This window comes from Sphingopyxis sp. SCN 67-31 (genome assembly GCF_001725095.1).
In genome coordinates this window covers 61,431-86,862 of record NZ_MEFH01000061.1, presented here as the reverse complement: position 1 = coordinate 86,862, position 25,432 = coordinate 61,431, and the positions used below count along the sequence as shown (strand labels likewise).

Below are 25,432 nucleotides of genomic sequence, written 5' to 3'. Positions count from 1 at the left end.
TTCGCCGGGTAGGACTAAGGATTTGGAAACCCCTTTCTGAAAGAGGGGCGGTGATCCCTTCCAGCAGGAATGATACGATCTTGGGGGCGAAACGCATCATCACACGGCCGGCCATCGGCGAAGCGTCCGGGGATGTGTCGCTGTTCGATTCGCCCGACTTCGTGGCGCGGCTGATGCGGGTCGCGCAGCTCTGGCACTATGTGCTGATCGCGCGTTCGCTCGGCTTCTTTGCCTTCGCTTTCTTTCCCGGCCCGTCGCCCTTTCTGGCGTCGCCGCTGCATTGGGCGCCGATGGCAGCGGGATTGCTGTGCGACCTTGCGTTGACGGTGATCGGTCAGGTCGCACGCGGCCGCCGGGTCGCGGCGCTGCCCGACCCGCGGCTGACCGTCCCGCTGTGTCTGGGCCTGCTTGCCGCAGGAAGCCTGCTCACCTCCGCATCGACTTTTGCCGAGATTGCGGCGCCCGATCGCGCCGGCTGGTTCGACGCCGTCCTGGCGATCCAGGCGGGCTCGATCCTCGTCGCCGCCTCGGCCGCGGCGATCGCGCGGCCCGCCTTCTTCGCCTTCGCCGGCGCCAGCGCGCTCGGCGGCGCGCTCGGCGCCGCGTCGTGGCCCTTCGCGGTCGCGGGCCTCGTCTTTCTCGGCCTGCTCATCGTGATGATGCGCGAGGATATCCGGCACCAGCGCCGCGCGACGCGGGCAGCCCGTCTGGCGGTCAGCGAACAGCAGCGCGCGCTGGGCCTCGTGCGCGATTTCGAAAGGGCGGGGCGCGGCTGGTTCTGGGAAACCGACCGCCACGGCCAGCTCGTCTATATCTCGCCGACGGTCGCGGCGAAGCTCGGCCGGCCGCTCGGCGACCTGCTCGGCCGGCCCTTCACCGACATCATCCGCCGCCGGCTCGGCAACGATGAAAGCGAAGAACGCACGCTAGGCTTCAGCCTGTCGTCGCGCACGCCGTTCAAGGAACTGACGGTGCAGGCGGCGGTGCCGGGCGAGGAGCGCTGGTGGTCGATCTCGGGCAATCCGATCAGCAACGAACTCGGCAATTTCCAGGGATTCCGCGGCAGCGGTACCGACCTGACCGAGATGAAGCGGTCGGAGCGCGAGATCAACCAGCTCGCGCGCTACGATACGCTCACCGGGCTAGCCAACCGGCGGCATATCGCCGACCTGCTCGAACGCGCGCTCCGCAATCACGTTGGCCAGCCTCAGCCCTGCGCGCTGCTGCTGATGGACCTCGATCGTTTCAAGGCGGTCAACGACACGCTGGGCCATCCGGTCGGCGATCAGCTTCTGCAGCAGGTGGCGGGGCGGCTGACCCAGATCGTCGGCGACAGGGGGCAGGTCGGCCGTCTGGGCGGCGACGAGTTCCAGATCGTGCTGCCGCAGATGGTCCAGCCCGAAAAGCTCGCCGGCATCGCCAACGCGATCATCCTCAGCCTCGCCAAGCCCTTCGCCATCGAGGGTGAGCAGGTGCGCATCGGATCGTCGATCGGCATCGCGGTGTCGGAAGGGCGGGGCATTTCCGCCTCGTCGCTCGTCCGCAACGCCGACCTTGCGCTCTATGCCGCGAAGGACGCGGGGCGCGGCGTCTATCGTTTCTATGCCGACGCGATGCACGATCAGGCGAGCGAGCGGAAAGCGATCGAGGATTCGCTGCGCGAGGCGCTGGCGCGCGACGAACTGGCGCTGTTCTATCAGCCGATCGTCGACGTGAAGAGCGAGCGCATCTCGGGCTTCGAGGCGCTGATCCGCTGGCGCCGCGACACGGGAAATGTCGTCAGCCCGTCGAAATTCATCCCCATCGCCGAGGATTCGAACCTGATCGTCCCGATCGGCGAATGGATCATCCGCACCGCATGCGACACGATCGCGCGCCTTGGCCCCGATTATCGCGTTGCGGTCAACGTATCGCCGCGGCAATTCGCCAATGAAAAGCTGCCCGCGACGGTGATGAGCGCGCTGTCGGCATCTGGCATTCGCCCCGAACAGCTCGAACTGGAAATCACCGAGGGGATATTCCTCGACGAAAGCCCCGAGAATCTGGAGATGTTCCAGCGGCTCAAGCGCACCGGCGTGCGCCTTGCGCTCGATGATTTCGGCACCGGCTATTCGGCGCTCGGCTATCTGAAGAAAGCGCCGTTCGACAAGATCAAGATCGACCAGAGCTTCGTGCTCGGCGCCGCCGACAAGAGCAGCATGAATGCGGCGATCATCGCGTCGATCGTCAGCCTCGCCGATGCGCTGGGCATGGAAACGACCGCGGAGGGCGTCGAGACGCACGATGACCTCGCGCTGATCCGCGGCCTCGGATGCAGCCATGTCCAAGGCTATATCTATGGCAAGCCGATGGATGTCGACGAGGTGCTCGCACTTCTCGATGCCGGAGGCGGACAGGTCGTCGCGCAGGGGTTCAAGAGCGTGCGGGAGACGCGGCTGCGGACCTTCCGCACCATTCGCGTCCACAGCGGCGGCCATGATTACGACGCCATCGTCCGCAATGTCTCGTCACGCGGCGCGCTGGTCGAGGGACTGTGGAACGTACCCGAAGGAACGCCGCTGACCCTCGAATTCGGCCCCGACCTGACGATCGAGGCCGAAGCGCGCTGGTCGGATGCGAATCGCGTCGGCGTCCGCTTCGCCGAAGCGGTCGAGACCGCGCGGTTGATCGGTCAGCCGCGCCCGGCGAGTGACGGATCGGGACGGATCGAGCGCGCGGCCTGACCGCCGGTCAGCCGGCGATCCGCCCGCGCGTCATCACCCAATCGACCTTTTCGAGCGTCGTCACGTCGCTCAGCGGATCGCCCGACACGGCGATCATGTCGGCCGACATGCCGGGGGCGAGGCGGCCGATCTCATTCTCCATCGACAACAGGCGCGCGGCGACGGTGGTCGCGCTTGCCAGCGCCTCGCGCGGCGTCAGGCCATGCTCGACGAGCAGCGCGAACTCGTGGGTATTGCGTCCATGCTCGAAAACGCCGGCGTCGGTGCCGAAGGCGATCGGAACGCCCAGCGCTTTCGCGCGCGCCATCGCCTTGCCGACGTCGTTCAGCGTCATCCGCACCTTCGCTTCGACCGTCGGCGTATAGATGCCCTTGCCGAGCCGCTCGCGGATACCCTCGAACGCCATCAGCGTCGGGACCATATAGGTGCCCTTCGCCTTCATGACCTTCAGCGCCGCCTCGTCGGCGAAGGTGCCGTGCTCGATGCTGTCGATTCCCGCGGCGGCCGCCGATTCGATGCCGCGCGCGCCGTGCGCATGCGCCATCACCTTCAATCCGAGCGAATGCGCCGTTTCGGCGATGCTCTCCATCTCGGCATTCGAGAAATGCGCGCCGAGCCCGCGGCCCTGCTGCGACAGCACGCCGCCCGTCGCGGTGATCTTGATGACATCGGCGCCCGCTCGCGACGCCTTGCGGACCTTTTCGGCGCACTCGACCGCGCCGGTGCAGGTGTAGCCCTGGTCGAGCACCGCGTGGATATCCTCGCGGAAGCCGGTGACGTCGCCATGTCCGCCGATGATCGCGAGCGCCGGACCGGCGGCGACGATACGCGGCCCCTCGATCAGGCCTTCGGCGGTGCCGCGGCGCAGCGCGAAGGCGGTATATTGCGCCGATCCCGCCTCGCGGACGGTGGTGAAGCCGGCGCGCAGCGTGATCCGCGCATTCTTTTCGCCGACCACGACGCCCCATTCGTCAGGCTCGACGGCTTCCGAGCGATAATCGCCGCCGGGATCGCCGGTCAGGTGGACGTGCAGGTCGATCAGGCCGGGAAGCAAGGTCTTGTCGCCGAGGTCGACGATCTCGGCACCCGCGGGCGCGTCGACGCGGCCGGGCGCGATCGAGGTGATGTGGTCGTCGGTGACGATGACGGTCGACGGTCCCTGCGCCGGCTGGGTGACGTCGGTGATGACATGGCCGGCATAGATGAAGGTGGTCTTGGCGATGGCGGCGCTGCTCATCAGCGCGCATGTCGCTGCGGCGACCAGGCCCAGTTTGCGCATAGTGTTTCCCCTGTCTTTCCGGCCGTGACGACGCGGCGCGATAATGGGGAATGCGCATAAAAGAAGGGCCGGCGCAAGAGCCGGCCCTTCAGGGAGCTTCCGGTAACCGAAAGGAATATTACCAGAAGAAGTCGTAGATGACGTCGACCACTTCGCCCGAATAGGTATCGACGAGCAGCGCGTCGTCATAATAGCGGACCCAGCGGTAGGGGCCGTAGGCGGGCGGCAGGCGATAATAGCCGGGATCGTTGATCCAGTAGCGCTGGCCGTAGAACAGCGATCCGAGCGTGAAGCCGATGCTGAACCGGGTGTAGCTGCGTCCGCGATACGGATTGTAATAGCGCGGCATCCGGTAATAGCTGCGGTTGCGATCGCGATAGCTGCGCCAGTCGTAGCGGCGATCGTCGCGCCAGCTGCGGTTCCAGTTGTTGCCGGACCGGTTGTCGCGGTAGCGGCGGTCGGCGACGCGATTGCGGTCGTTCCGCCGGTCGATGCGATTGTCGTTACGGCGGTCCCAACGGCGGTCGACAGTGCCGCTGCGATTGCGGTCCGAGCGACGGTCGACCTGCCCGTTGCGGTTGCGGTCCCACTGGCGATCGGTGCGGCTGTCACGGCTCCGGTCATAGGTGGTGCCGCGCTGACGCTGCGTGTCGCTCCGCGGTGTTTCGGTGCGCTGCTGCGGGCGCTGCCATTGCTGGCGTTGCTGCTGCTGCGGACGTTGCTGTTGCCCGTTCCAGCGCTGGCTACGCTCGGCGCGCGGCTGAACCGGCTGTTGCTGGCGCATCTGCGGGCGCGGGGCCTGCTGACGCTGGCCGCGCGCTTCGCTGCGGGGACCGGCACTACGCGCGCCGCGATCGCCGCCGCTACCGCGCTGGCTCCACTGATGGCCGTCGCGCGCCTGCGCGGCTGCGGGGGCGATGGGGGTCAGCATCGTCGCGGCGATCAGCAACCCTCCGATCCAATTCTTCATCTCGCCATTCTCCAATTCATGTCCCGCATGCTGGAGGGGCCAGCCGGGAAGATGAATCGAAAGTTACCGCGGACAAGATGAGTCACCGCTGAACCGTGATGTTGCCTGCGGTTCAGCTTGCGGGTCAGCGTCCCGGCGGAGGACGCAGCGCGGGAACGGCGCGCGCCGCATCCTCGGGCCGGATGCCGGGGGGCGGCGCCGCGGCGATCCGTTCCTCCCCGCGCAGCACCCGTCCGGCGAGGCGGATCGCGGCGCGGATGCGCGGATAGGTGCCGCAGCGGCAGATGTTGGTCATCGCCGCGTCGATCTCCGCATCGCCGGGGTTGCTGTTCTTGCGGAGCAGCGCCGCGGCGGTCATGATCATTCCCGACTGGCAAAAGCCGCATTGCGGCACCTGCTCGGCGACCCAGGCCTGCTGGACCGGGTGGCTGCGATCGCGCGACAGGCCTTCGATGGTGGTGACGAAGCGCCCTTCGCATTCGGCGATGGTGACCAGGCAGCTGCGGATCGCCTCGCCGTCGATGTCGACGGTGCAGGCGCCGCAATCACCGGTGCCGCAGCCATATTTGGTCCCGGTCAGGTTCGACGCATCGCGCAGCGCCCACAGCAGGGGCGTTTCGGGGTCCATGCGATATTCGACCGGACGGTCGTTGACCGAGAATTTCGTCATGCGATCCGCAATAGCGAAAGGTGCGGATTAGTCACGCCAGCTCGTGTCGATCCTGTCGACCTTGCGCACCATCGCGTCGAATTCGGCCTTGCCGGCGCCGCCCGGAATCTGCGCCTGGTAAAGGTCGCGCTGGTGGACCTTCACGACATCGTCGCCGATCAGCACCGGCTGGCCCATGCTCATCGTCGCGAGCTGGATTTCGCACGCGCGCTGGAGCGCCCAATATTTGATGAACGCCTCGGGCAGGCTGCGGCCCATCACGACGGGGCCGTGATTCTTCAGCATCAGGATGCGCTTGTCGCCCAGATGCTCGAGCAGGCGCTCGCCCTCCTCCTCGCGCACCGTGATGCCCTCGAAGTCGTGATAGGCGATCTGGCCCATATAGTTGCAGGCATAGAAATTGGTCGGCTGCAGTCCGCCTTCGAGCGAGCAGACCGCCATCGTCGCGGTGGTGTGGGTGTGGATGATCGCATGCGCGTCGGGCAGCGCGCGGTGGAACAGGCTGTGCTGGACGAAACCCGCCTTGTTGACGTGCCACGGATTGTCGGCGTCGACCTTGTTGCCGTCGATGTCGATCTTGATCAGGCTCGACGCGGTGACCTCGCTGAAATGCATGCCATAGGGGTTGATCAGATAGCTGCCGTCCTCGTCGGGCAGCTTCACCGTGATGTGGTTGAAGATCATCTCGTCCCAGCCCATCATCGCGAAGATGCGGTAACAGGCGGCGAGTTCCTGCCGCGCCGTCCACTCGGCTTCGCTGTACTTGCTGTTGCGCTTGAGCTGGGTCGCCATGGCCTGATCCTCTTTCTGCTTTGGGTTTCGTCCTGCTACCTATGCCACAGGCGCGGGGCGGGGCACAATCCCGGCTGCGCGCGAACCGCGGCCGGTCCGCCGCGTCGGGGCTTGCATTTCGGCGCGAATCTCTTTAGGGGCGCTGCATCCGAACGTCGCGGTGTCGCGGCGCTCTTTTTATTGCCCGAATATCGGCGGTCACGGCATACCGGCATTCTATCCGGCGCCAGAACCGTTTGGACGAACAGGAGACGACACGGCGTATGCAGATCATCGTTCGCGACAATAATGTCGACCAGGCCCTTCGCGCGCTCAAGAAGAAGCTGCAGCGGGAGGGTGTGTATCGCGAGATGAAGCTGCGCCGTCACTATGAAAAGCCCAGCGAGAAGCGCGCGCGCGAACGCGCCGCCGCCGTCCGCCGCGCCCGCAAGATGGAGCGCAAGCGGATGGAACGCGACGGCATCAAGTAAGTCCGTTTCCCGTCCGGGATCCTGATTCGAGAAAAGGGCGCTGCGGCAACGCGGCGCCCTTTTTCGTTGGGCGCGACATGCGATGGGCGCACGAGCCTGTGTTGCCTCCTGAACTTGTCCGGTGATCATTCCTTTCCAACACATAGCCGTTCCCCGGCGAAAGCCGGGGTCCACGCGAGGTTGCACGACGCCATCTGGACCCCGGCTTTCGCCGGGGTGCAAGCCCGCGCTTGTCCGAGGGCATATACGCCAACTTGTCAGCATGGCCGGTGCATAAGCGACGCATATTGCCTCTGGACCCTTCCGCGTCGCTCCGCCTATAGGCGACGCGATATTTTCGCCCCGACACCGGGGCAGGGGAAGGACGAAACGATGAGCGTGACTGCGGTTCCATTGCGCCCGGTGAGCAAGGGCGGGCTCTGGCTGTTGTGGATCGGGCTGGCGGTGCTGCTCGCGGTCGGCACGGCCTTCGCCTTCTCCACGACGCCGCGCATCGGCTTCGAGGTGGTGAAGGCGGGCACCGGCCCCAGCCCGACGATCAGCGATGTCGTGCTCGTCAAATATGAGGGCAAGCTCGACGACGGAACCGTCTTCGATTCGAACGAGCAGGCGCCGATGCAGGTGGCGCAGGTCGTCCCCGGCTTTTCCGAGGCGCTGACCCGCATGCAGAAGGGCGGCAAGTACAAGATCAGCATCCCGCCCGCGCTCGGGTACGGCGACCGCGCCGTCGGGCCGATTCCCGCGAACAGCACACTGCATTTCGACGTTGAACTGATCGACTTCCGCACCGAGGCCGAAGTGCGCGCGATGCAGCAGATGATGCAGCAGCAACAGATGATGCAGCAGGGCGGTGCCCCCGGCGCCCCGGCCCCCGCGCCGCAGCAGTAAGGCGCGGCCGGGCCCGTTCGGGACGGCGAATGCGCACCGCCGGGGCGGGCTTAGCGAGCGTGTAATATTATTCCAAAGTATACAAAGGTCACGCTACGTACCCCCCGGACAATCCGGCTCCGGGCGGCGTGGATCGATTCGGTCGTCTGATGCCGACCGGATTTCACCATTCTCGTTTCTTACTTCGTCGTTCCCGCGAAAGCGGGAACCCAGGGAAAGGTAAGCCGACGTCCGCTCTGGATCCCCGCTTTCGCGGGGATGACAAGATGGAAGTGTGTGGAATCCATCCCCAAGGCCATTTCAGCGATTGCGGATTTGGCCACGCTGTCCCCGGTAACGAAAGTGCGTCGGCGTCGTGTGACGTTTCGCGCCCCGCGTCCGCGGGAGCGATGGCTATTCATTCCCATAGACTCGCGCTTCAGGAGCCCGTCGCCGCCTTCTTGTTACCGGCCTGCGAGCCGGCATTGCGCTCCGCCTCGCGTTCGAGCGCGACCTTGATCATCGCGACGATCGGGTCGGCGAGGAACAGGCCGAGGATGCCGAGCAGCGTGCCGAGCAGGATCTGCGCCGCCAGCACCAGCGCGGGCGCGAGGTCGACCGTCTGTTTCGCGACCATCGGGACGATCAGATAGCCGTCGACCGTCTGGACGAAAAAATAGATGGCGATCGCCCACAGCCCGGTATCGACGCCCGCCGAAAAGCCGACGAGGACGAGCAGCACGCCCGAGACAATCGCGCCGATGTTGGGAATGAAGGCGAGCAAGCCGGTCAGCAGACCCATCAGGACCGCCATCGGAATGCCGACCGCCAGGCAGGCGAGCCATGTCCCGATCCCTTCGACCACCATGCCGAGCAGCCGCCCCGCCATCAGCCGGCGCAGGGTGAAACCCATGCGTGCGGTGGTGATGTAGAAATCCTCGCGCGCCTTCATCGGCAGCATCCACGCCACACCGCGTTCGTAGAGCCGCGGCTCGATCGCGAGGAAGATGCCGAGCACCATGATCATCACCAGGCTGGTGAGCGCGCCGAAGACGGTGCCTAGCGCCGCGGTGACGCGCCCGACGGTTCCGGCCAGATTGTCGGTGACCGTCTTGGTGTCGATCTCCAGATTGCCCATGCCGTGCTCGCTCGCCCAGGCAGCGACGCGGTCGATCTGCGCCATCACCACCTGCTGCAACGCGGCGGCCTGGTCGGCGATCTGCGAGCCTGCGAACAGGATCGCCCACGCCATGAAGGCGACGATGCCGAGGCAGACGATCAGCAGTCGCCAGCCGCGCGCGATCGGCAGCACGCGGCCGAGCAGGCGCGCGCCGCCGTCTAGCATCGATGCCATCACGATCCCCGCGAAGATCAGCAGGATCGGCTGGATCAGGATGATGCAGGCGCCGATCAGCAGGGCGAGACCGAGCCAGACGCTGGCCTTGAGCATTTCGGTGCGGACAAGCTGGTTGCGGATATCGGTGGGGCCGGGGGCTTCGCCCCGAGTCTTGCTGTCCGCCATGCCCGTCACTCCCTGTTTGCGCTGCCGTCACGCTCGGGCCGCAGGTTGGTTCCGGCGCGCCCCGATCGAAGCGCGGTGAACCAGCTCAGCGGATTATACCATTTCGCGGTGCCGTCGGTCGAAAAGCTGATGATCTCGGCGCGGCCGGCGATCGTTTCGAACGGCACCGGGCCGCCGAGGCCCTTCATGCTGCTCGGCACGCGGCTGTCGGCGCTGCCGTCGCGATTGTCGCCCATCAGGAACAGATGGTCGGCCGGCACCTTGATCGGCCCGAAATCGTCGGTGACATAGCCGGGGCCCATGTCGATCGTGTCGAAGGTGGCGCCGCCGGGCAGCGTTTCGCGCACGATCGGCAGTTCGAGCACCGGCCGGCCCGCCGCATCGCGCGCCGCGAAACGGCCGAGGCCGCTGTCGGGGCCGGGCAGGTTGGGGTCGACCGCGATCGACAGCATCGGCTGGATTTCGCGCTTCACCGGCTTGCCGTTGATGATCAGCGCACCGCCGCGCAGTTCGATCGTGTCGCCGGGCAGGCCGATGACCCGCTTGATATAGTCGATCCGCGTCTCGGGATGCTCGAGGACGACGATGTCGCCGCGCGCGGGCAGGGCCGCGAACCAGCGGCCCTCTGTCCGGGGGGCGAGGTGGAAGCTGGCCGAGGCGTAGGACCAGCCATAGGGATATTTGCTGACGATCAGGCGGTCGCCATTGCGCAGCACCGGCATCATCGAATCGGACGGGATATAGAAAGGCTTGGCGACGCAGCTGTGGATGCCGAGCACGAGCAGCAGGATCACCGCGATGTCGCGGACCAGCTTGCCCCAGCTTCCTTCGTCCTTGCTATGCGCTTTCGTCATGCTCGGTCCTTGATCGCCTCGATGATGACGAAGGCCTGCGCCCAGGGATGGTCGTCGGTCAGCGTCAGGTGGATATGCACGTCATGCCCCGGCGGCACCATTTCGGCGAGCCGCGCCGCCGCGCCGCCGGTGAGCGCCAGCGTCGGCGCGCCCGACGCCGCGTTGACGACGCCGATGTCCTTCATGAACACGCCGCGCTTGAAGCCGGTGCCGACGGCTTTCGAGAAAGCCTCCTTGGCCGCGAAGCGCTTGGCATAGGTGCCGGCGCGGGTGAAGGGACGGCGCGCCGCCTTGGCGCGCTCGATGTCGGTGAAGACGCGCCTTTCGAAGCGCTCGCCGAAGCGGTCGAGCGACGCCTGGATGCGTTCTATGCTGCACAGGTCGGAGCCGAGGCCGATGATCATGACGACCCCGGCGGGCCGTCATTACGAGGAGCCGAAGGCGACGCGGCAATGACGGTGGTCATCATCCTATCCCCGTGCCTCGTCCATCAGTTCGCGCATCCGGCGCACCGCGCTTTCGAGCCCGGTGAAGATCGCCTCGCCGATCAGATAGTGCCCGATGTTGAGTTCGGCGATCTGCGGGATCGCGGCGACGGGGACGACATTGTCATAGGTCAGGCCGTGGCCCGCGTGCGGTTCGATGCCGTTCTTCCACGCGAGCGCCGCGGCGTCGGCGAGGCGGCGAAGCTCGATGGCGCGCGCCTCGCCCTCGGCATGGGCATAGCGGCCGGTGTGGAATTCGACCACCGGCGCCCTGAGCCGCATCGCCGCCTCGATCTGGCGCGCGTCGGGTTCGATGAACAGGCTGACGCGAATCCCCGCGTCGCCCAGCCGCGCGACGATCGGCGCGAGATGATTATGCTGCCCCGCCGCGTCTAGCCCGCCCTCGGTCGTGCGCTCCTCGCGCTTTTCGGGAACGATGCAGGCGGCGTGCGGCGCGTGGCGCAGCGCGATGGCGAGCATCTCCTCGGTCGCGGCCATTTCGAGATTGAGCGGCAGGTCGGTCGCGGTCTGGATGCGTGCGAGGTCGTCGTCGCGGATGTGGCGCCGGTCCTCGCGCAGATGCGCGGTGATGCCGTCGCCGCCGACCGCCGCGACGATCTGCGCCGCGCGCACCGGATCGGGATGGTCGCCGCCGCGTGCGTTGCGGATCGTCGCGACATGGTCGATGTTGACGCCGAGACGCAGGCGGCCGGACCGGGACGCGCTCAATTCGCGCGGCTCCCCGGCTTGATCGCCGGCGTTTCCGCCAGTTCGGGCGGCAGGTCGTCGGCGGCATAGGTCGGGAAATTGATCGCGACGAGCGGATAGAAGGGAACGCCGAGGTCGATGTTGCTTCCCGCCGAGCGGTCGACCAGCGCCGCTTCGGCCAGCACTTCGCCGCCCGCCGCGCGCACCGCCTCCATCGCCTCGCGCGACGACAGGCCGGTGGTGACCACGTCCTCGACCATCAGCACCTTCGTGCCGGGGGCGATGGCGAAGCCGCGGCGCAGTTCGAAGGTGCCGGTCGGACGCTCGACGAAGATCGCGGGCTTGCCCAGCGCGCGGCCCATCTCGTGGCCGATGATGACGCCGCCCATCGCCGGCGACACGACGAGGTCGGTCGCCTGCCGCAGCTCGCGCGGCAGCTTGGCCGCGAGCGCGGAGGCAAGCCGCCCGGCGCGCTCGCTATTCATCAGGACGCGGGCGCATTGCAGATAATATTCGCTGTGGCGGCCGGAGGAGAGGAGGAAATGCCCCTGCAACAGCGCGTCGGCAGCGCGGAACTCGGCCAGTATTTCGTCGTCTGTCATGGGAGAACGGTCTTTTCTTCCTGTTGTCCCGCTTTTTTCGAAGCGGGTTGGGGTCGCCAAGATTTGCGAGCCGCAAAATAGTGTTAGAGATGCTTGAGGCAAGCGGCAAGCGGGTCTATAGCGCCCGCGAGATTCAGCCCGTTCGTTGGCATCGGCGATCCGCGATCCGCGGTCGGATGGGACGAGGCTGGATATCGGGAACAATATAGGCAACGGGCGGCACCATTCTTATGAAGAGTTTGAAAACCCTTGTAATTGCAGCGGCTTTATCGTTCGGCACCATGGGCGTGGTGCAGGCGCAGGCTCCCGCCGCCGCACCGGTCGAGGCGCCGGCGGCGACGCCGGTCGCGACTCCGGCGCCCGCCGTGACCGACGCGGCGGCGCCCGCGACGGACGCGGCCGCGGTGCCGGCCGGCGACGCGACCTATGTGCCGATGAAGCCCGTCCCGGGCGTCGGGCAGCCGGTCGACGGCGGGCTGAACTTCCAGCCGCAGGCCAGCGTGCTCGGCCAGAAGGCCTATGGCCTCAGCCACCACATCCTGCTCCCGGTCATCACCGCCATTTCGCTGCTGGTGCTCGGCCTGCTGCTCTGGGTGGTCGTCCGCTATCGCGCCAGCGCCAATCCCGAACCTTCGAAGACTTCGCACAACACGATCATCGAAGTGATCTGGACCGCGGTTCCCGTGCTGATCCTCGCGGTGATCGCGGTGCCGTCGATCCGCCTGCTCGCGGCGCAGTACGAACCGCCGAAGAAGGATGCGCTGACGGTCAAGGTCACCGGCTATCAATGGTATTGGGGCTATGCCTATCCCGACCAGGGCATCGGCGAATATGTGTCGAAGATGCTGACGCCCGAGCAGGCGACGGCCGCGGGCGAACCCTATCATCTGGCGGTCGACAACCGCATGGTCGTTCCCGTCGGGCAGCAGGTGAAGCTGATCATCACCGGCGCTGACGTGATCCACAGCTTCGCGGTGCCGTCCTTCTGGATCAAGATGGACGCGGTGCCGGGCCGCGCCAACGAAACGACCTTCACCGTGACCAAGCCGGGCGTCTATTACGGCCAGTGCTCGGAACTGTGCGGTGTCGATCACGGCTATATGCCGATCGCGGTCGAAGCGCTGCCGATGGACAAGTGGAAGGCGTGGGTCCGCTCGCGCGGTGGCAACCCCGACGGCGCTGAAGCCGCGGCGCCCGCCGCGGCCGCGCCGGCGCCGACCGGTCCGGTCCCCGCCACCACCGAAGCCGCGCCGGCGGCGGCGCCCGCCGCCGTTCCGGCAGCCAAGAATTAAGACAAGGGGTCCGACAGATGACCGATATCGCAGCGACTGCACCCGTCCACGGCCACGATCATGCGCATGACGAGCATGATCATGTGCCTGGTTTCTTCACCCGCTGGTTCCTCTCGACGAACCACAAGGACATCGGGACGCTCTACCTGATCTTCGCGATCTTCGCGGGCATCATCGGCGGCGTGATGTCGGGGATGATGCGCCTCGAGCTTGCGGAGCCGGGCATCCAGTATCTCCACGGCTGGGCGCAGTTCTTCGATCCGGCCGCGGGTGATACGCAGGCGAAGCATTTCTGGAACGTGCTGATCACCGCGCACGGGCTGATCATGATCTTCTTCATGGTGATGCCGGCGATTATCGGCGGATTCGGCAACTGGTTCGTGCCGCTGATGATCGGCGCGCCCGACATGGCCTTCCCGCGCATGAACAACGTCAGCTACTGGCTGACCACGGTGGCGTTCGTCCTGCTCGTCGGGTCGATGTTCGTCCCCGGCGGCAGCGGGCTCGGCGCAGGCACGGGCTGGACGCTCTATGCGCCGCTGTCGACCAGCGGATCGGTCGGCCCGGCGGTCGACATGGTGATCTTCTCGGTCCACCTCGCGGGTGCGGCGTCGATCCTCGGCGCGATCAACTTCATCACCACCATCTTCAACATGCGCGCACCGGGCATGACGCTCCACAAGATGCCGCTGTTCGTCTGGTCGGTGCTCGTCACCGCCTTCCTGCTGCTGCTGTCGCTGCCGGTCCTCGCCGCGGCGATCACCATGCTGCTGACCGACCGCAATTTCGGCACCACCTTCTATGACGCGACGGGCGGCGGCGATCCGGTGCTCTACCAGCACCTGTTCTGGTTCTTCGGCCACCCGGAGGTCTACATCATGGTGCTGCCGGGCTTCGGCATCATCAGCCAGGTCATCTCGACCTTCAGCCGCAAGCCGGTGTTCGGCTATCTCGGCATGGCCTATGCCATGGTCGCGATCGGCGTCGTCGGCTTCATCGTGTGGGCGCACCACATGTTCACCGTCGGCATGAGCGTCAACCTGAAGATGTATTTCACCGCGGCGACGATGGTCATCGCGGTCCCGACCGGCATCAAGATCTTCAGCTGGATCGCCACCATGTGGGGCGGCTCGCTGAGCTTCAAGACGCCGATGCTCTGGGCGCTGGGCTTCATCTTCATGTTCACCGTCGGCGGCGTGACCGGCGTCGTCCTCGCCAACGGCGGTGTCGACACCAACCTGCACGACACCTATTATGTCGTCGCGCACTTCCACTATGTGCTGTCGCTGGGCGCGGTCTTCTCGCTCTTCGCGGGCTTCTATTACTGGTTCCCGAAGATGTCGGGCCGGATGTACAGCGAAGTGCTGGGGCAGCTCCATTTCTGGATCTTCTTCATCGGCGTGAACGTCCTGTTCTTCCCGCAGCACTTCCTGGGGCAGCAGGGCATGCCGCGCCGCTATCCCGACTATGCGGAAGCCTTCACCTATTGGCACCACATCTCGTCGATCGGCTATGCGATCATGGCCGTCGGGATGCTCTTCTTCTTCGCGAACATCGTCTATGCCTATGTCGCGGGCAAGAAGGCCGCCGCCAATCCGTGGGGTGAAGGCGCGACGACGCTCGAATGGACGCTGTCGAGCCCGCCGCCCTTCCACCAGTTCAACGAACTGCCGCGTATCGCCTGATCGGGTTCTGCCCCCTGCCGACACTTGGCAGGGGGCGTCTCTTTCAAGGCCGGTTTTTGGAATGTGTGAGCGTATCGAAGTCGTCATCGCAGCCCCGGACCCGATCCGGGTGGAGCAGTCCAGAGCGAGTTTTCGCTACTCTGGATCGCCGACCCTCGGTTTTCGCCGGGGTCGCAATGACGGACCGAAAAGGTTAGCATGTCCGATATGACGCACAGCCTGACCCATGCCGGCACGGCGCTTCCCGCCGACTGGCGCGACCTGTTCGCGCTGACCAAGCCGCGCGTCATGTCGCTCGTCGTCTTCACGGCGGCGTGCGGGCTGCTCGCGGCGCCGGGGCATGTCCATCCGGTGCTCGCCTTCGCGTCGATCCTCGCGATCGCGCTGGGGGCGGGGGCGTCGGGGGCACTCAATCAATGGTATGAGGCGGCACTCGACGCGAAGATGAAGCGCACCGCCGGACGCCCGCTGCCCGCGGGCCGGCTCGATCCGCAGACGGCGCTGCAGTTCGGCGTCGGGCTTGCCGCCTTTTCGGTGTTCCTGATGCTGTTCGCCGCCAACTGGCAGGCGGCGGCGCTGCTCACCGTGTCGATCCTCTTCTACGTCATCGTCTATACGATGTGGCTCAAGCCGCGGACGCCGCAGAATATCGTGATCGGCGGGGCGGCGGGCGCCTTTCCGCCGCTGATCGGCTGGGTCGCCGCGACGGGCCATGTCGCGCCGCTGCCGGTGCTGCTCTTCCTGCTCATCTTCCTGTGGACGCCGCCGCATTTCTGGGCGCTCGCGCTGTTCGTGCGATCGGACTATGCCGCGGCGGGCATTCCGATGATGCCGGTGGTCGCGGGCGAGACGTCGACGCGGCGGCAGATCCTGTTCTATGCGATCATCATGGCCGTCGCGGCGGTCGCGCCGTGGCCGCTCGGCTATGCCGGCGCGCTCTATGGCTGGACGGCGGCGGTCCTGTCGGCGCTGTTCGTGTTGCTGTCGGCGCAGGTCGGATTGCGCCGTTCGGCCGAGAACGACCGGATGCAGCCCGAAAAGCGGCTCTTCGCTTTTTCCGTCGCCTATCTTTTCATCCTGTTCGGCGCGATCGTCGTCGACCATATGTGGCCGCTATGACAGACGAACCGACGCAAGAGCCTTTCGACGAGGCCGAGTATCGCCGCCGCCAGCGCAGCCGGGCCAATCTGACCGGCTGGATCCTGGGCGGACTGGCGCTGCTCTTCTTCTTCATCACGATGGCGCGAATGGGATGACGGACAGCAAGAATCTGCGGACCGCGATGCTCGCGGGACTGGTCGCGGTCATGATGATCGGGCTCGGCTTCGCCGCGGTGCCGCTCTACAATCTCTTCTGCCGCGTCACCGGCTTCAACGGCACGACGCAGCGTTATGACCCCGCCGCCGCTGCCGAGGAGCCGCAGGTGCTCAGCGACACCATCTCGGTGCGCTTCGACGCCAACGTCTCGCCGAAGCTGCCGTGGAAATTCCATCCCGAACGGCCGCGCGACACGGTGAGCATCGGCGCGCGCGACATGGCGATCTTCATCGCAGAGAATAATTCGCCGCATCCGATCACCGGCACCGCGACCTTCAACGTCACGCCCGACCAGGCGGGCAAGTATTTCACGAAGATCCAGTGCTTCTGCTTCACCGAGCAGGTGCTGCAGCCGGGCGAGCGGATTCGCATGCCGGTGCTGTTCTTCGTCGATCCGAAGATCAAGGACGATGTCGACGCGCGCGACATTCAGGAAATCACGCTGAGCTATACCTTCTACCCTGTGGACGAGGGCAAAAAGGCGAGCTAAGGCCGCGATCGAGAGTCTAATAACCAGACCGGCGGTGCGATGGGGAATCGCGATGCTGGGGCAATAAACGGGAACTGCGACATGGCTGGTGCCAAACATCACGATTATCATCTCGTCAATCCCAGCGTCTGGCCGATGATCGGCTCGCTGGCGGCGCTCGTCATGTTCTTCGGCGCCGTGATGTGGATGCACACCGATTATTTCGGCGGGTCCGGCAAGTGGGTGTTCTGGCTCGGCATTCTCGGCATCATCGTCACCTTCTTCAGCTGGTGGAGCAAGGTGATCGAGGAAGCGCACGAGGGGCATCATACCCCCGTCGTCCAGCTTCACCTGCGCTACGGCATGATCCTGTTCATCGCGTCGGAAGTCATGTTTTTCGTCGGCTGGTTCTGGGCATGGTTCGATTTCGCGCTCTTCCCGGTGCCGGTCGAGATCGTGGACGGTGCGGTCAGCTCGCTGTTCGGCCAGGACGGCGCGGCGGCGATCACCCAGTGGCCGCCGAAGGGCATCCACGTCATCGACGCCTTCTCGCTGCCGCTGCTCAACACGCTGATCCTGCTCTGCTCGGGCACGACGATCACCTGGGCGCACCATTCGCTGATCCACGGCGATCGCGAAGGGCTGAAGAAGGGGCTGTGGCTGACGATCATCCTCGGCGCGATCTTCTCGACGATCCAGGCCTATGAATATTCGGCGGCGCCCTTTGCCTTCGGCGAGATCAACTACAGCTCGGCCTTCTACATGGCGACCGGCTTCCACGGTTTCCACGTGCTCGTCGGGACGATTTTCCTGATCGTCTGCCTCGTCCGCACCTACAAGGGCGATTTCACCCCGCAGCAGCATTTCGGTTTCGAGGCCGCGGCCTGGTACTGGCACTTCGTCGACGTCGTGTGGCTGTTCCTGTTCATCATCGTCTATGTCTGGGGCGGCTGGGGCGCTCCGGTCGCTGCGCACTGATTTGCCCGGCGAAGCTCCGAAACAGCAAGGGCAGCCGCCGCTCTGGCGCGCTGCCCTTTTCGGTCTCTGCCCCGAATGCGGGGCGTCGGGACTGTTCGAGGGGCCGGCGCGCTTCCGGCCGCGATGCCGCGCCTGCGGGCTCGATTACGGCCGCTACAACGTCGGCGACGGGCCGGCGGCCTTCCTGACGCTGATCATCGGCGCGCTGCTGATCGCCGCGGCGCTCAGCCTCGATTTCGCCTTCGAGCCGCCGCTGTGGGTGCATATCGTCCTGTGGGTGCCGCTGACCGCCGCCGCGGTCCTCTATGGCCTGCGCGTCGGCAAGGCGGCGCTGCTCGCCAGCGAGCACCAGCGCCAGGCGGCCGAAGGGCGCCGCGCCGAGGACGGTGATGACTGACCCCGCGACTCCGGCGCGGCGCTGGCCGCTGATCCCGACGCTGCTGGTCGCGGCGGCGGTGGCGGTGATGATCGCGCTCGGCGTCTGGCAGCTCCAGCGCAAGGGGGAGAAGGAGGCGCTGATCGCGCTCTACGAGCGCAACGGGGCGATGGCGTCGAGCGTCGCCTATCCCGAGCTTCCGCCCGTTCCCGACGCGCTGCTGTTCCGCAAGAGCAGCGTGGTCTGCCTCGAACCCGTCCGCTGGGACCCGCGCAGCGGCACCGACCGCCGCGGCCGGACCGGCATCCGCATGATCGCCGACTGCCGAACCGGCGCCGAGGGGCCGGGCGTTCTCGTCGACGTCGGCATCGCCGACGATTTCACGCCGCCTGCGTGGAAGGGCGGCGTCGTGGCCGGCACGATCGTCCCTGGTCCCGACCAGCCGGGGCTGATCGAGCATTTGACGGGCAGGGCGGTGCCGGCGCGGGCGATGCTCGTCGCCGACCAGCCCGCGCCGGGCCTGCGCGCGAGCGCGGTGCCATCGGGCGCCGACGTGCCGAACAACCACCTTGCCTATGCCGTGCAATGGTTCCTGTTCGCCGCGATGGCGGTGGCGATTTACGTCCTCGCGCTACGCCGCCGCTTGCAGCGATGACGGCGCGCCGTTAGGGCGCATGGCCGTGATGGATTATATCAGCACCCGCGGCTCCGCGCCGACCCTCGACTTTCGTGCCGCCACACTTGCCGGCCTCGCCGACGACGGCGGCCTCTATGTGCCCGCGCGCTGGCCGCAAATGACGGCCGACGAGATTCGTGCGCTCGCTGGGCTCGATTATGTCGAGACGGCGGTGCGGGTGATGGCGCCCTTCGTCGCCGGCGTGCTGAGCGAGGACGAACTGCGCGGGCTGTGCAAGGCCGCATACGGCCGCTTCGGGCACGATGCGGTGACGCCGCTCGTCCAGCTCGACCATCGCCACTGGCTGCTCGAACTCTTCCACGGCCCGACGCTGGCGTTCAAGGACGTGGCGCTGCAACTGCTCGGCCAGCTTTTCGAAACCTTCCTGCGCGGCGGCGAGACCGAACTGACGATCGTCGGCGCCACCTCGGGCGACACCGGATCGGCGGCGATCGAGGCGGTCGCGGGACGCGACCATATCCGCATCTTCATGCTCCACCCCGAAGGCCGGGTCAGCGACGTGCAGCGGCGGCAGATGACCACCGTGCTCGCGCCCAACGTCCATAATATCGCGATCGACGGCAGTTTCGACGATGCGCAGGCGATGGTGAAGCGGTTGTTCGGCGATGCCGAGGCGCGGAGCCGGCTGACGTTGTCGGCGGTGAACAGCATCAATTGGGCGCGGCTGATGGCGCAGGTCGTCTATTATTTCTATGCCGCCGTGCGGCTCGGGGCGCCCGAGCGGCCGGTGGCGTTCAGCGTGCCGACCGGCAATTTCGGCGACGTCTTCGCGGGCTATGTCGCGGCGCAGATGGGGCTGCCGATCGCGCGGCTTGTCGTCGCGACCAACGTCAACGACATTCTCCACCGGGCGCTGACCAGCGGCGATTACAGCGCGGGCACCGTCACCCCGACCGCGACGCCGAGCATGGACATCCAGGTCAGCAGCAATTTCGAGCGGCTGCTGTTCGACCTGTCGGGGCGCGACGGCGCGGCGATCGCCGGGATGATGGCCGAATTCGACCGCAGCCGCGCGATGACGATCCCCGCCGACATGCGCGCCGGCGCGCAGGCGCTGTTCTCCAGCGCGCGGATCGATGCCGACGGTATGACGCTGGCGCTGCGCTGGGCGCAGGAACGGGGCGGGCAGATCATCGACCCGCACAGCGCCGTCGGCCTGGCGGCTGCGCGCGCGCTGGAGATCGACGGCGACGTACCCGTCGTCACGCTGGCGACCGCGCATCCCGCGAAGTTCCGCGACGCGGTCGAACGCGCGACCGGGGTGCGTCCGGCGCTGCCGCCGCGGCTCGGCAACCTGTTCGAGCGCGAGGAGCGCTACAGCAAGCTGCCCGGCGACTATGACGCGGTGAAGGCGCATATCCTGGCGGAAGCCGCCCGTGGCTGACCTGCTGCCCCTGGCGACGCTCGTCGGGGACGCGTGGGAGGATTATGGGCTGGTCGACAGCGGCGGCGGGCGCAAGCTCGAACGCTATGGCCGCTATCGCTTCATCCGCCCCGAACCGCAGGCGATGTGGCAGCCCGCGCTGCCGCAGGCCGAATGGGACAAGGCCGATGGCGAGTTCATCCCCGCGTCGGACGAGGATGGCGGCGGGCGCTGGTATTATCACCGCCCCGTGCCCGCCGAAGGCTGGCCGCTCGGCTGGCGCGAGGCGCGCTTCACCGCAAGCTGCACGCCCTTTCGCCACCTGGGCTTCTTTCCCGACATGGCGCCGGTCTGGGACTGGCTGCGCGAACAGGTCGCGGACAAGACCGATCCGGCCTTCCTCAACCTGTTCGGCTATACCGGGGTGGGCAGCCAGGCGCTCGCGGCCGCCGGTGCGGCGGTCACGCATGTCGACGCCTCGAAGAAATCGGTCGCGCAGGCGCGCGAGAATGCCGCGCTCGCCGACATGGCCGAGCGGCCGATCCGCTGGATCGTCGACGACGCCGGCAAGTTCGCGGCGCGCGAGGTGCGGCGCGGACGGCGCTACGACGCCATCCTGCTCGACCCGCCCAAGTTCGGGCGCGGCCCGAACGGCGAGCGCTGGCAGATCGAGGAGGGGCTGGCGCCGCTGCTCGCCGATTGCCGCCACCTGCTCGACGCCGACAGCCGCGCGCTGTTCCTCACCGTCTATGCGGTGCGGATGTCGGCGCTGGCGATCGGCGAGCTGCTGGCGCAGCTTTTCGCCGACCTGCCCGGCAAGGTCGAATGCGGCGAACTCGCGGTGCGCGAGGAGGCGCGCGGACTGCTGCTGCCCACTGCGATCTTCGCGCGCTGGAGCCGCCACGGCTGACGGCTCTGGGCTCGTTAGGCGGCGATCTCGATGCGGTTCCGCCCGCTTTCCTTGGCGCGGTAGAGCGCTTCGTCGGCGGCTTTCAGCGCCGCGCGCGGATCGGCATAGCCGAAGACGTCGGCCACCCCGCCGGAAAAGGTGATCTGCCCGAACGGCTCGTCGGTCTTGCGGTTGATCAGGCGGCGCGCAGACAGCCGCTCACGCGCGTCGTCGAGCTGCTTCGCTGCCTCGCTCGGCGTCAGGCCGCGGAACAGCATCACGAATTCCTCGCCGCCATGGCGCGCGACATGGCAATGGTCATTCGAGATGTGCGCGAGCGTGTCGGCGATCATCTTGATCACCCGGTCGCCGGCGTCGTGCCCGTGCACATCGTTGATCTTCTTGAATTCGTCGATGTCGCAAAAGGCGACGCTCAGCGCCTCGCACGCCGCGCGCGCTTCGCCATGGTGGCGATCGAGCAGCGCCTCGAAGGCACGGCGGTTCGGCAGGCCGGTCAGATAGTCGATCTCGGCATCGCGCTTGGCGCGGGCGAGGCTGCGACGAAGCGCCTTCGCCTCCTCCTCGCTCCGGTGCATGTCGTCCTCGGCCTTGCGGGTGCGTTCGAGCATCGTGCGCGCCAGCACGGCGAGGTTGGAGACGATCCGCCCCGTCTTCTCGACCTGTTCGAGGTCGGACACATGCTGCGCCAGTTCGACGCCATAATCGCTGGTGACGCTGCGCGCCTGCCGGGTGCTCGCCTGGAAACTGTCGAGATCGGTTTCGAGCTTGGCCATCAGCCGGTCGAGGTCGGCGCGTCCCTGCTGCTCGGGTTCGTGCGCGACCAGCTCGTCGAGCCAGGGCTGGGTGATCCCCTCTGCCGATTGCGATCGCGCCGCGAACTGGCGCGCAAGCTTGGGGTTGGTTCCGGAAAAGGCGCCATGCGCCAGGACGAGGTTGGCGGGCGAAATATCGAGGTCGTTGTCGAGAAGGAAGGACATGATCGAATGGGCGAGTTGACTTCGCACTTCATGGGGGCGGTCGCGCGCCTCACCCATTTGGGCCGCCACCGCACCGGCGGCATCGTCGTGCCCCCGCGCGGATTTGAGCCCCAGCCAGCCAAGGAGCCGCCCGACCGGCTCGTTCGATGATGTTGCGTAAGTGGTCATATGGCCATTAACGAGCGCTTGTTGCGATGATTAAGCCGCGATTAGCCACGGCGCGACCTGACACGCTCGCCAGCTAGAGCATCGTGGACCAAAGCGGCATGATCTCAATGGGAAAGGGCGGCCGCATGCGCCGCGCCGGCATGGAAGCGATTGGAGAGACGACGATGACGGCATGCCGATATGATTTCGTCGCGGCACGGGCCGGGTGACGATGGCGGGCCTCGACCTTCCGCTCGACGCCGGACGCCAGATGTTGCGCGACAGCGTGCAGCGCTTCCTTGCCGACAAGGAGCGGGTGGGGTGGGCCGACCTGACTGCGCTCGGCCTTGGCGGCGTCACGATCCCCGAGGCGGCGGGCGGCTTCGGTGGCGGCGCGGTCGAGACGGCGCTGCTGATGGCGGAGCTGGGACCGGCGCTGGCGGGCGCCGACTGGCTCTCGCACGCGGCGGCGACCTGGCTCGTCGGGCGTCTGGCGCCGGGTCACGCTGCGCTGGGGGCGCTGGCTGAAGGGCGGCAGCGGGCGGCGCTGGTCTGTCCGGCGACGGCCGCCGCTATGCCGATCGTCGAGGCGGCGGACGGGGGATGGCGGCTGCGCGGACTGGCGACGCTGGTCGCCGGCGCGGCCGAGGCCGACCTGTTCGTCGTCGCCGATCCGCAGGCGGTCCTGCTCGTCGCCGCCGACCCCGACCGCGTCGAACAGCGCCACCGGATCATGCTCGACGGCAGCGTCACCGCCGACCTGGGTTTTGCGTCCGGTCCCGCCGAAGTCGAGGCGCTTGCCGAGGGGGAAGCGGCGCGCGCGGCGACCGAGATCGTCACCGATATGGTGCTGGCGGGGCGGTGTGGCGAGGCCGTCGGGCTGATGCGGCGCATGATCGACGACACCGCCGCCTATATGGGGCAGCGCCGGCAATTCGGGGTGCCCATCGGCTCGTTTCAGGCGCTGCGCCATCGCTGCGCCGACATGCAGCTCGCACTGATGAAGGCGGCCGCGCTCACCGAACTGGCGGTGCTGTCGGTGGACGGTGACGAGGCGGCGCGCGCCGCCGCGGTCGGTGCGGCCTGCGTTGAGGTGCAGGACGCGGTGCGGATCGTCGGCGAGGGCGCGGTGCAGATCCATGGCGCGATGGGGCTGACCGAGGAACTGGCGCTCGGCAGCCGTTTCAAGCGTGCGCTGGGAATCGCGGCGGCGATGGGGCCGCAGGCCACGCATCTCGCGCGCTTTGCCGAGGCGGCGGCCTGAAGGCGGCGGTCAGCCGAGAATCTGGCGCGCGATCAGGTCGCGCTGAATTTCGTTCGATCCCGCATAGATGGTGGCCGCGCGCCCGTTCAGATAGCGCGGCACCGCGACCGCAAGGCTCGCCGGCGTCTGGCCGTCGGCTTCGCTCCACGCCGCCGGACCGGCGATTTCGCACGCCAGCGTGTCGATGCGCTGCGCCGCTTCGGTGCCGAGCAGCTTGAGCGCAGAGGCATAGAGCGCCGCGCCGCCGCCGAGACCGCGCATCGCCTTCATCTCCAGCGCCTGCAACGCGCGCAGCGTCACTGCCTCGCGGTCGAGCCGCGCCCGGATCACCGGATCGGGCACGTCGTGGCCGCGCAGGCGGCGAAGCTGTCCCATCAGGGCCGGCGCATATTTGCCGCCGCGTTCGAAGGTGAGCAGATGCTTGGCGACCGACCAGCCGTCATTCTCCTCGCCCAGCCGGTTGGTGACGGGGACGCGGACGTCGTCGAAGAAGACCTGGTTCAGTTCATGCTCGCCGGCGAGGGTGCGGATCGGCTCGACGCCGATGCCCGGCGACTGCATGTCGAGCAGCAGGAAGCTGATCCCGGCCTGCGGCTTGCCTTCGTTCGACGTGCGCACGAGGCAGAACATGCGGTTCGCGAAATGGGCGTGCGTCGTCCAGATCTTCGACCCGTTGAGGACATAGTCGGCGCCGTCGCGGACCGCGCGAAGCTGAAGCCGGCCGAGGTCGGAGCCGGCGCCGGGTTCCGAAAAGCCCTGGCACCAATAATCCTCGCCCGACAGGATGCGCGGCAGGTAATGCGCCTGCTGATCGGGCGAGCCATAATGCATGATCACCGGGGCGACCATCTTCAGCCCCATCGGCGCGAGATTCGGTGCGCCCGCCGCGACGCATTCGGCGGCGAAGACATAGCGCTCGATCTCGCTCCAGCCCGGTCCCCCGAACCGTTCGGGCCAGTCGGGCGCCGCCCAGCCGCGCGCATGCAGGATGCGCTGCCACGGCAGCGATATGGCGGGATCGATAAAGACGCTGGTCGCGCGCTCGGCGGCGCGGCGCAGTTCCTCGGTCAGATGCTCGGCCAGGAAGGCGCGCACCATGTCGCGGAACGCGTGAAGATCGGGTTCGAGTGCGATGTCCATGCCCTGTTCCTAAACGGCGCGGCGACCCGGCCAAGCTGGCGGATGCGTCAGGCGGCCTGCGCGCCGACGAAGCCCAGCCCGGCGGCGATCTGAATCGACTGCGCGCGCCCGGTGGCGCCCAGCTTGGCGGCTGCGTTGCGCAGGTGAAAGCGCACCGTCGACACCGACAGCGACAGGATGATGCCGATCTCGCCATCGGTCTTGCCCGCGGCGGCCCAGCGCAGGCACTGCACCTCGCGCCGGGTCAGCGTCTGCGGCACGGTGGCGTTGCGCGGCCGGCCCCGCGCCTCGTTGTGCGTCGCGACGAGGCGCAGCGCGAGGTTGTGCATCGTGCCGGCATGCGCGCGGAACAGCGCCTCGACCCCGACAGGCTCGCGCGAGCACCAGAAGACGGCGCCGACCAGCCCGCGCGGCAGATGGACCGGCGCGATGATCGCCTCGCCGAAATTGGGGGTCTCCTTCGCCTGCTGGCAATCGACCGCGTCGAGCAGCGCGGTCGCGCGCCAGCTGCCGAGCCGCCCGTCGCTGTAATAGAAAGGCTCGGCGATCAGCCGCGCCGCGGTCAGGAAGGCGACGTGCAGCGCCAGCTTGCGGTCGCGCCAATAGGCATAGGCCGGATCGATCCAGCGGAAGCTGGTCTCCGCATAGGGGCGGCCGTGCTCGTCGGCCATCGGTTCGGGATCGCCGAGGTCGGCCTGCGCGGCGATATAGGAAAGGCCGGTCGCGTCGCCGATCGCCTGCACGTCGGCGATCAGCGCGGGAAGTTCCGACCAGCAAAGCGCCCGTTTGTCCGTCACATGTCCTCCCCCCGGTTCGATACTGACACAGATGCCAGCTTGTGAGCGGGGCCGCAATTATATCCTCTGACAGGGTCC

26 protein-coding genes are annotated in these 25,432 nt (G+C 67.2%); 14 read left to right on the top strand and 12 right to left on the bottom strand.

Translation table 11 applies throughout. From position 1 onward, the window contains the following. Nucleotides 1-80: 80 nt before the first annotated feature. On the top strand, nt 81-2,723 hold the full coding sequence (locus ABS88_RS12285) for an EAL domain-containing protein (RefSeq protein WP_076076189.1): 2,643 nt from the start codon (nt 81-83) through the stop codon (nt 2,721-2,723). Between the two features lie 7 nt (nt 2,724-2,730). On the opposite strand, the gene ABS88_RS12280 is transcribed toward ABS88_RS12285, so the two are convergent. The 4 genes from ABS88_RS12280 to ABS88_RS12265 all read right to left on the bottom strand — a co-directional run bounded on the left by ABS88_RS12280 (nt 2,731) and on the right by ABS88_RS12265 (nt 6,434). Next, complete coding sequence (locus ABS88_RS12280) at nt 2,731-4,002, bottom strand: metal-dependent hydrolase family protein (protein ID WP_076076187.1); 1,272 nt, start codon at nt 4,000-4,002, stop codon at nt 2,731-2,733. Between the two features lie 118 nt (nt 4,003-4,120). Continuing rightward, the gene (locus ABS88_RS12275; protein ID WP_076078008.1) at nt 4,121-4,972 is read right to left on the bottom strand and encodes an RcnB family protein; all 852 of its coding nucleotides are present in this window, start codon (nt 4,970-4,972) and stop codon (nt 4,121-4,123) included. A gap of 124 nt (nt 4,973-5,096) precedes the next feature. Next, nucleotides 5,097-5,642: a (2Fe-2S)-binding protein gene (locus tag ABS88_RS12270; RefSeq protein WP_067108905.1), complete on the bottom strand. Its 546-nt coding sequence runs from the start codon at nt 5,640-5,642 to the stop codon at nt 5,097-5,099. A gap of 27 nt (nt 5,643-5,669) precedes the next feature. Beyond that, a complete protein-coding gene (locus ABS88_RS12265; protein ID WP_076076186.1) occupies nt 5,670-6,434 on the bottom strand; it encodes a class II aldolase/adducin family protein in 765 nt (254 codons plus the stop codon). Between the two features lie 263 nt (nt 6,435-6,697). Here ABS88_RS12265 and rpsU point away from each other — a divergent pair, with 263 nt between their 5' ends. Together rpsU and ABS88_RS12255 are read left to right on the top strand one after the other, a co-directional pair. Beyond that, a complete protein-coding gene (rpsU, locus tag ABS88_RS12260; RefSeq protein ID WP_003047635.1) occupies nt 6,698-6,904 on the top strand; it encodes a 30S ribosomal protein S21 in 207 nt (68 codons plus the stop codon). Between the two features lie 372 nt (nt 6,905-7,276). Continuing rightward, nucleotides 7,277-7,792: an FKBP-type peptidyl-prolyl cis-trans isomerase gene (locus ABS88_RS12255; protein WP_104959772.1), complete on the top strand. Its 516-nt coding sequence runs from the start codon at nt 7,277-7,279 to the stop codon at nt 7,790-7,792. A gap of 418 nt (nt 7,793-8,210) precedes the next feature. Here ABS88_RS12255 and ABS88_RS12250 read toward each other — a convergent pair whose 3' ends face one another. The 5 genes from ABS88_RS12250 to pyrE form a co-directional block, all read right to left on the bottom strand. After that, entirely contained in the window at nt 8,211-9,293 is a 1,083-nt protein-coding gene (locus tag ABS88_RS12250) for an AI-2E family transporter (protein WP_067108896.1), read from the bottom strand. Between the two features lie 5 nt (nt 9,294-9,298). Continuing rightward, entirely contained in the window at nt 9,299-10,147 is an 849-nt protein-coding gene (gene lepB / locus ABS88_RS12245; RefSeq protein ID WP_067108893.1) for a signal peptidase I, read from the bottom strand. Further along, nucleotides 10,144-10,551: a holo-ACP synthase gene (gene acpS / locus ABS88_RS12240; protein WP_067108890.1), complete on the bottom strand. Its 408-nt coding sequence runs from the start codon at nt 10,549-10,551 to the stop codon at nt 10,144-10,146. The genes lepB and acpS overlap by 4 nt, the downstream gene beginning before the upstream one ends. A 66-nt stretch (nt 10,552-10,617) precedes the next feature. Continuing rightward, on the bottom strand, nt 10,618-11,361 hold the full coding sequence (locus ABS88_RS12235; RefSeq protein ID WP_076076183.1) for a pyridoxine 5'-phosphate synthase: 744 nt from the start codon (nt 11,359-11,361) through the stop codon (nt 10,618-10,620). Then, nucleotides 11,358-11,942, bottom strand: a complete 585-nt coding sequence (gene pyrE / locus ABS88_RS12230; RefSeq protein WP_067108887.1) for an orotate phosphoribosyltransferase — start codon at nt 11,940-11,942, stop codon at nt 11,358-11,360. Before pyrE ends, ABS88_RS12235 begins: the two co-directional genes overlap by 4 nt. Nucleotides 11,943-12,172: 230 nt before the next feature. Between pyrE and coxB the strand changes: the two genes are divergently transcribed. From coxB to ABS88_RS12180, 10 genes are all read left to right on the top strand, one after another. Beyond that, complete coding sequence (coxB, locus tag ABS88_RS12225; protein WP_076076181.1) at nt 12,173-13,234, top strand: cytochrome c oxidase subunit II; 1,062 nt, start codon at nt 12,173-12,175, stop codon at nt 13,232-13,234. A 17-nt stretch (nt 13,235-13,251) separates the two neighbouring features. Next, the gene (ctaD, locus tag ABS88_RS12220) at nt 13,252-14,919 is read left to right on the top strand and encodes a cytochrome c oxidase subunit I (RefSeq protein WP_067108883.1); all 1,668 of its coding nucleotides are present in this window, start codon (nt 13,252-13,254) and stop codon (nt 14,917-14,919) included. A gap of 207 nt (nt 14,920-15,126) precedes the next feature. Further along, on the top strand, nt 15,127-16,038 hold the full coding sequence (locus ABS88_RS12215) for a heme o synthase (RefSeq protein WP_076078006.1): 912 nt from the start codon (nt 15,127-15,129) through the stop codon (nt 16,036-16,038). Then, entirely contained in the window at nt 16,035-16,175 is a 141-nt protein-coding gene (locus ABS88_RS12210) for a cytochrome c oxidase system small membrane protein (RefSeq protein WP_169799671.1), read from the top strand. Before ABS88_RS12215 ends, ABS88_RS12210 begins: the two co-directional genes overlap by 4 nt. Continuing rightward, on the top strand, nt 16,172-16,726 hold the full coding sequence (locus ABS88_RS12205) for a cytochrome c oxidase assembly protein (RefSeq protein WP_067108881.1): 555 nt from the start codon (nt 16,172-16,174) through the stop codon (nt 16,724-16,726). The genes ABS88_RS12210 and ABS88_RS12205 overlap by 4 nt, the downstream gene beginning before the upstream one ends. 81 nt (nt 16,727-16,807) lie before the next feature. After that, nucleotides 16,808-17,683 carry a cytochrome c oxidase subunit 3 gene (locus tag ABS88_RS12200; protein WP_067108880.1) on the top strand — a complete coding sequence of 292 codons (876 nt, stop codon included), beginning with the start codon at nt 16,808-16,810 and terminating at the stop codon, nt 17,681-17,683. A 1-nt stretch (nt 17,684) separates the two neighbouring features. Further along, nucleotides 17,685-18,080, top strand: coding sequence for a DUF983 domain-containing protein (locus ABS88_RS12195; RefSeq protein WP_067108877.1), 396 nt, complete (start codon nt 17,685-17,687; stop codon nt 18,078-18,080). Continuing rightward, nucleotides 18,073-18,714: an SURF1 family protein gene (locus ABS88_RS12190; RefSeq protein WP_067108872.1), complete on the top strand. Its 642-nt coding sequence runs from the start codon at nt 18,073-18,075 to the stop codon at nt 18,712-18,714. The genes ABS88_RS12195 and ABS88_RS12190 overlap by 8 nt, the downstream gene beginning before the upstream one ends. 28 nt (nt 18,715-18,742) lie before the next feature. Further along, complete coding sequence (gene thrC / locus ABS88_RS12185; RefSeq protein WP_076078000.1) at nt 18,743-20,140, top strand: threonine synthase; 1,398 nt, start codon at nt 18,743-18,745, stop codon at nt 20,138-20,140. Nucleotides 20,141-20,144: 4 nt separating this feature from the next. Next, nucleotides 20,145-21,029 (top strand): class I SAM-dependent methyltransferase, encoded by an 885-nt coding sequence (locus ABS88_RS12180; RefSeq protein ID WP_076078003.1) that lies wholly within the window; start codon nt 20,145-20,147, stop codon nt 21,027-21,029. A gap of 14 nt (nt 21,030-21,043) precedes the next feature. Here ABS88_RS12180 and ABS88_RS12175 read toward each other — a convergent pair whose 3' ends face one another. Further along, complete coding sequence (locus tag ABS88_RS12175) at nt 21,044-22,174, bottom strand: GGDEF domain-containing protein (RefSeq protein WP_234002445.1); 1,131 nt, start codon at nt 22,172-22,174, stop codon at nt 21,044-21,046. A 211-nt stretch (nt 22,175-22,385) separates the two neighbouring features. Here ABS88_RS12175 and ABS88_RS12170 point away from each other — a divergent pair, with 211 nt between their 5' ends. Beyond that, nucleotides 22,386-23,417, top strand: a complete 1,032-nt coding sequence (locus ABS88_RS12170; protein ID WP_286749878.1) for an acyl-CoA dehydrogenase family protein — start codon at nt 22,386-22,388, stop codon at nt 23,415-23,417. Between the two features lie 9 nt (nt 23,418-23,426). Here ABS88_RS12170 and ABS88_RS12165 read toward each other — a convergent pair whose 3' ends face one another. Beyond that, on the bottom strand, nt 23,427-24,557 hold the full coding sequence (locus tag ABS88_RS12165; RefSeq protein WP_076076179.1) for an acyl-CoA dehydrogenase family protein: 1,131 nt from the start codon (nt 24,555-24,557) through the stop codon (nt 23,427-23,429). A gap of 47 nt (nt 24,558-24,604) precedes the next feature. After that, entirely contained in the window at nt 24,605-25,354 is a 750-nt protein-coding gene (locus tag ABS88_RS12160; protein WP_067108863.1) for a helix-turn-helix transcriptional regulator, read from the bottom strand. Between the last annotated feature and the right edge of the window lie 78 nt (nt 25,355-25,432).

Bases quoted from the DNA above. Each gene is read 5' to 3' on its own strand.
- ABS88_RS12280 (WP_076076187.1), bottom strand. From the start codon at position 4,002: ATGCGCAAACTGGGCCTGGTCGCCGCAGCGACATGCGCGCTGATGAGC.
- ABS88_RS12275 (WP_076078008.1), bottom strand. From the start codon at position 4,972: ATGAAGAATTGGATCGGAGGGTTGCTGATCGCCGCGACGATGCTGACC.
- ABS88_RS12270 (WP_067108905.1), bottom strand. From the start codon at position 5,642: ATGACGAAATTCTCGGTCAACGACCGTCCGGTCGAATATCGCATGGAC.
- ABS88_RS12265 (WP_076076186.1), bottom strand. From the start codon at position 6,434: ATGGCGACCCAGCTCAAGCGCAACAGCAAGTACAGCGAAGCCGAGTGG.
- rpsU (WP_003047635.1), top strand. From the start codon at position 6,698: ATGCAGATCATCGTTCGCGACAATAATGTCGACCAGGCCCTTCGCGCG.
- ABS88_RS12255 (WP_104959772.1), top strand. From the start codon at position 7,277: ATGAGCGTGACTGCGGTTCCATTGCGCCCGGTGAGCAAGGGCGGGCTC.
- ABS88_RS12250 (WP_067108896.1), bottom strand. From the start codon at position 9,293: ATGGCGGACAGCAAGACTCGGGGCGAAGCCCCCGGCCCCACCGATATC.
- lepB (WP_067108893.1), bottom strand. From the start codon at position 10,147: ATGACGAAAGCGCATAGCAAGGACGAAGGAAGCTGGGGCAAGCTGGTC.
- acpS (WP_067108890.1), bottom strand. From the start codon at position 10,551: ATGATCATCGGCCTCGGCTCCGACCTGTGCAGCATAGAACGCATCCAG.
- pyrE (WP_067108887.1), bottom strand. From the start codon at position 11,942: ATGACAGACGACGAAATACTGGCCGAGTTCCGCGCTGCCGACGCGCTG.
- coxB (WP_076076181.1), top strand. From the start codon at position 12,173: ATGAAGAGTTTGAAAACCCTTGTAATTGCAGCGGCTTTATCGTTCGGC.
- ctaD (WP_067108883.1), top strand. From the start codon at position 13,252: ATGACCGATATCGCAGCGACTGCACCCGTCCACGGCCACGATCATGCG.
- ABS88_RS12215 (WP_076078006.1), top strand. From the start codon at position 15,127: ATGACGCACAGCCTGACCCATGCCGGCACGGCGCTTCCCGCCGACTGG.
- ABS88_RS12210 (WP_169799671.1), top strand. From the start codon at position 16,035: ATGACAGACGAACCGACGCAAGAGCCTTTCGACGAGGCCGAGTATCGC.
- ABS88_RS12205 (WP_067108881.1), top strand. From the start codon at position 16,172: ATGACGGACAGCAAGAATCTGCGGACCGCGATGCTCGCGGGACTGGTC.
- ABS88_RS12200 (WP_067108880.1), top strand. From the start codon at position 16,808: ATGGCTGGTGCCAAACATCACGATTATCATCTCGTCAATCCCAGCGTC.
- ABS88_RS12190 (WP_067108872.1), top strand. From the start codon at position 18,073: ATGACTGACCCCGCGACTCCGGCGCGGCGCTGGCCGCTGATCCCGACG.
- thrC (WP_076078000.1), top strand. From the start codon at position 18,743: ATGGATTATATCAGCACCCGCGGCTCCGCGCCGACCCTCGACTTTCGT.
- ABS88_RS12175 (WP_234002445.1), bottom strand. From the start codon at position 22,174: ATGACCACTTACGCAACATCATCGAACGAGCCGGTCGGGCGGCTCCTT.
- ABS88_RS12170 (WP_286749878.1), top strand. From the start codon at position 22,386: ATGGCGGGCCTCGACCTTCCGCTCGACGCCGGACGCCAGATGTTGCGC.
- ABS88_RS12165 (WP_076076179.1), bottom strand. From the start codon at position 24,557: ATGGACATCGCACTCGAACCCGATCTTCACGCGTTCCGCGACATGGTG.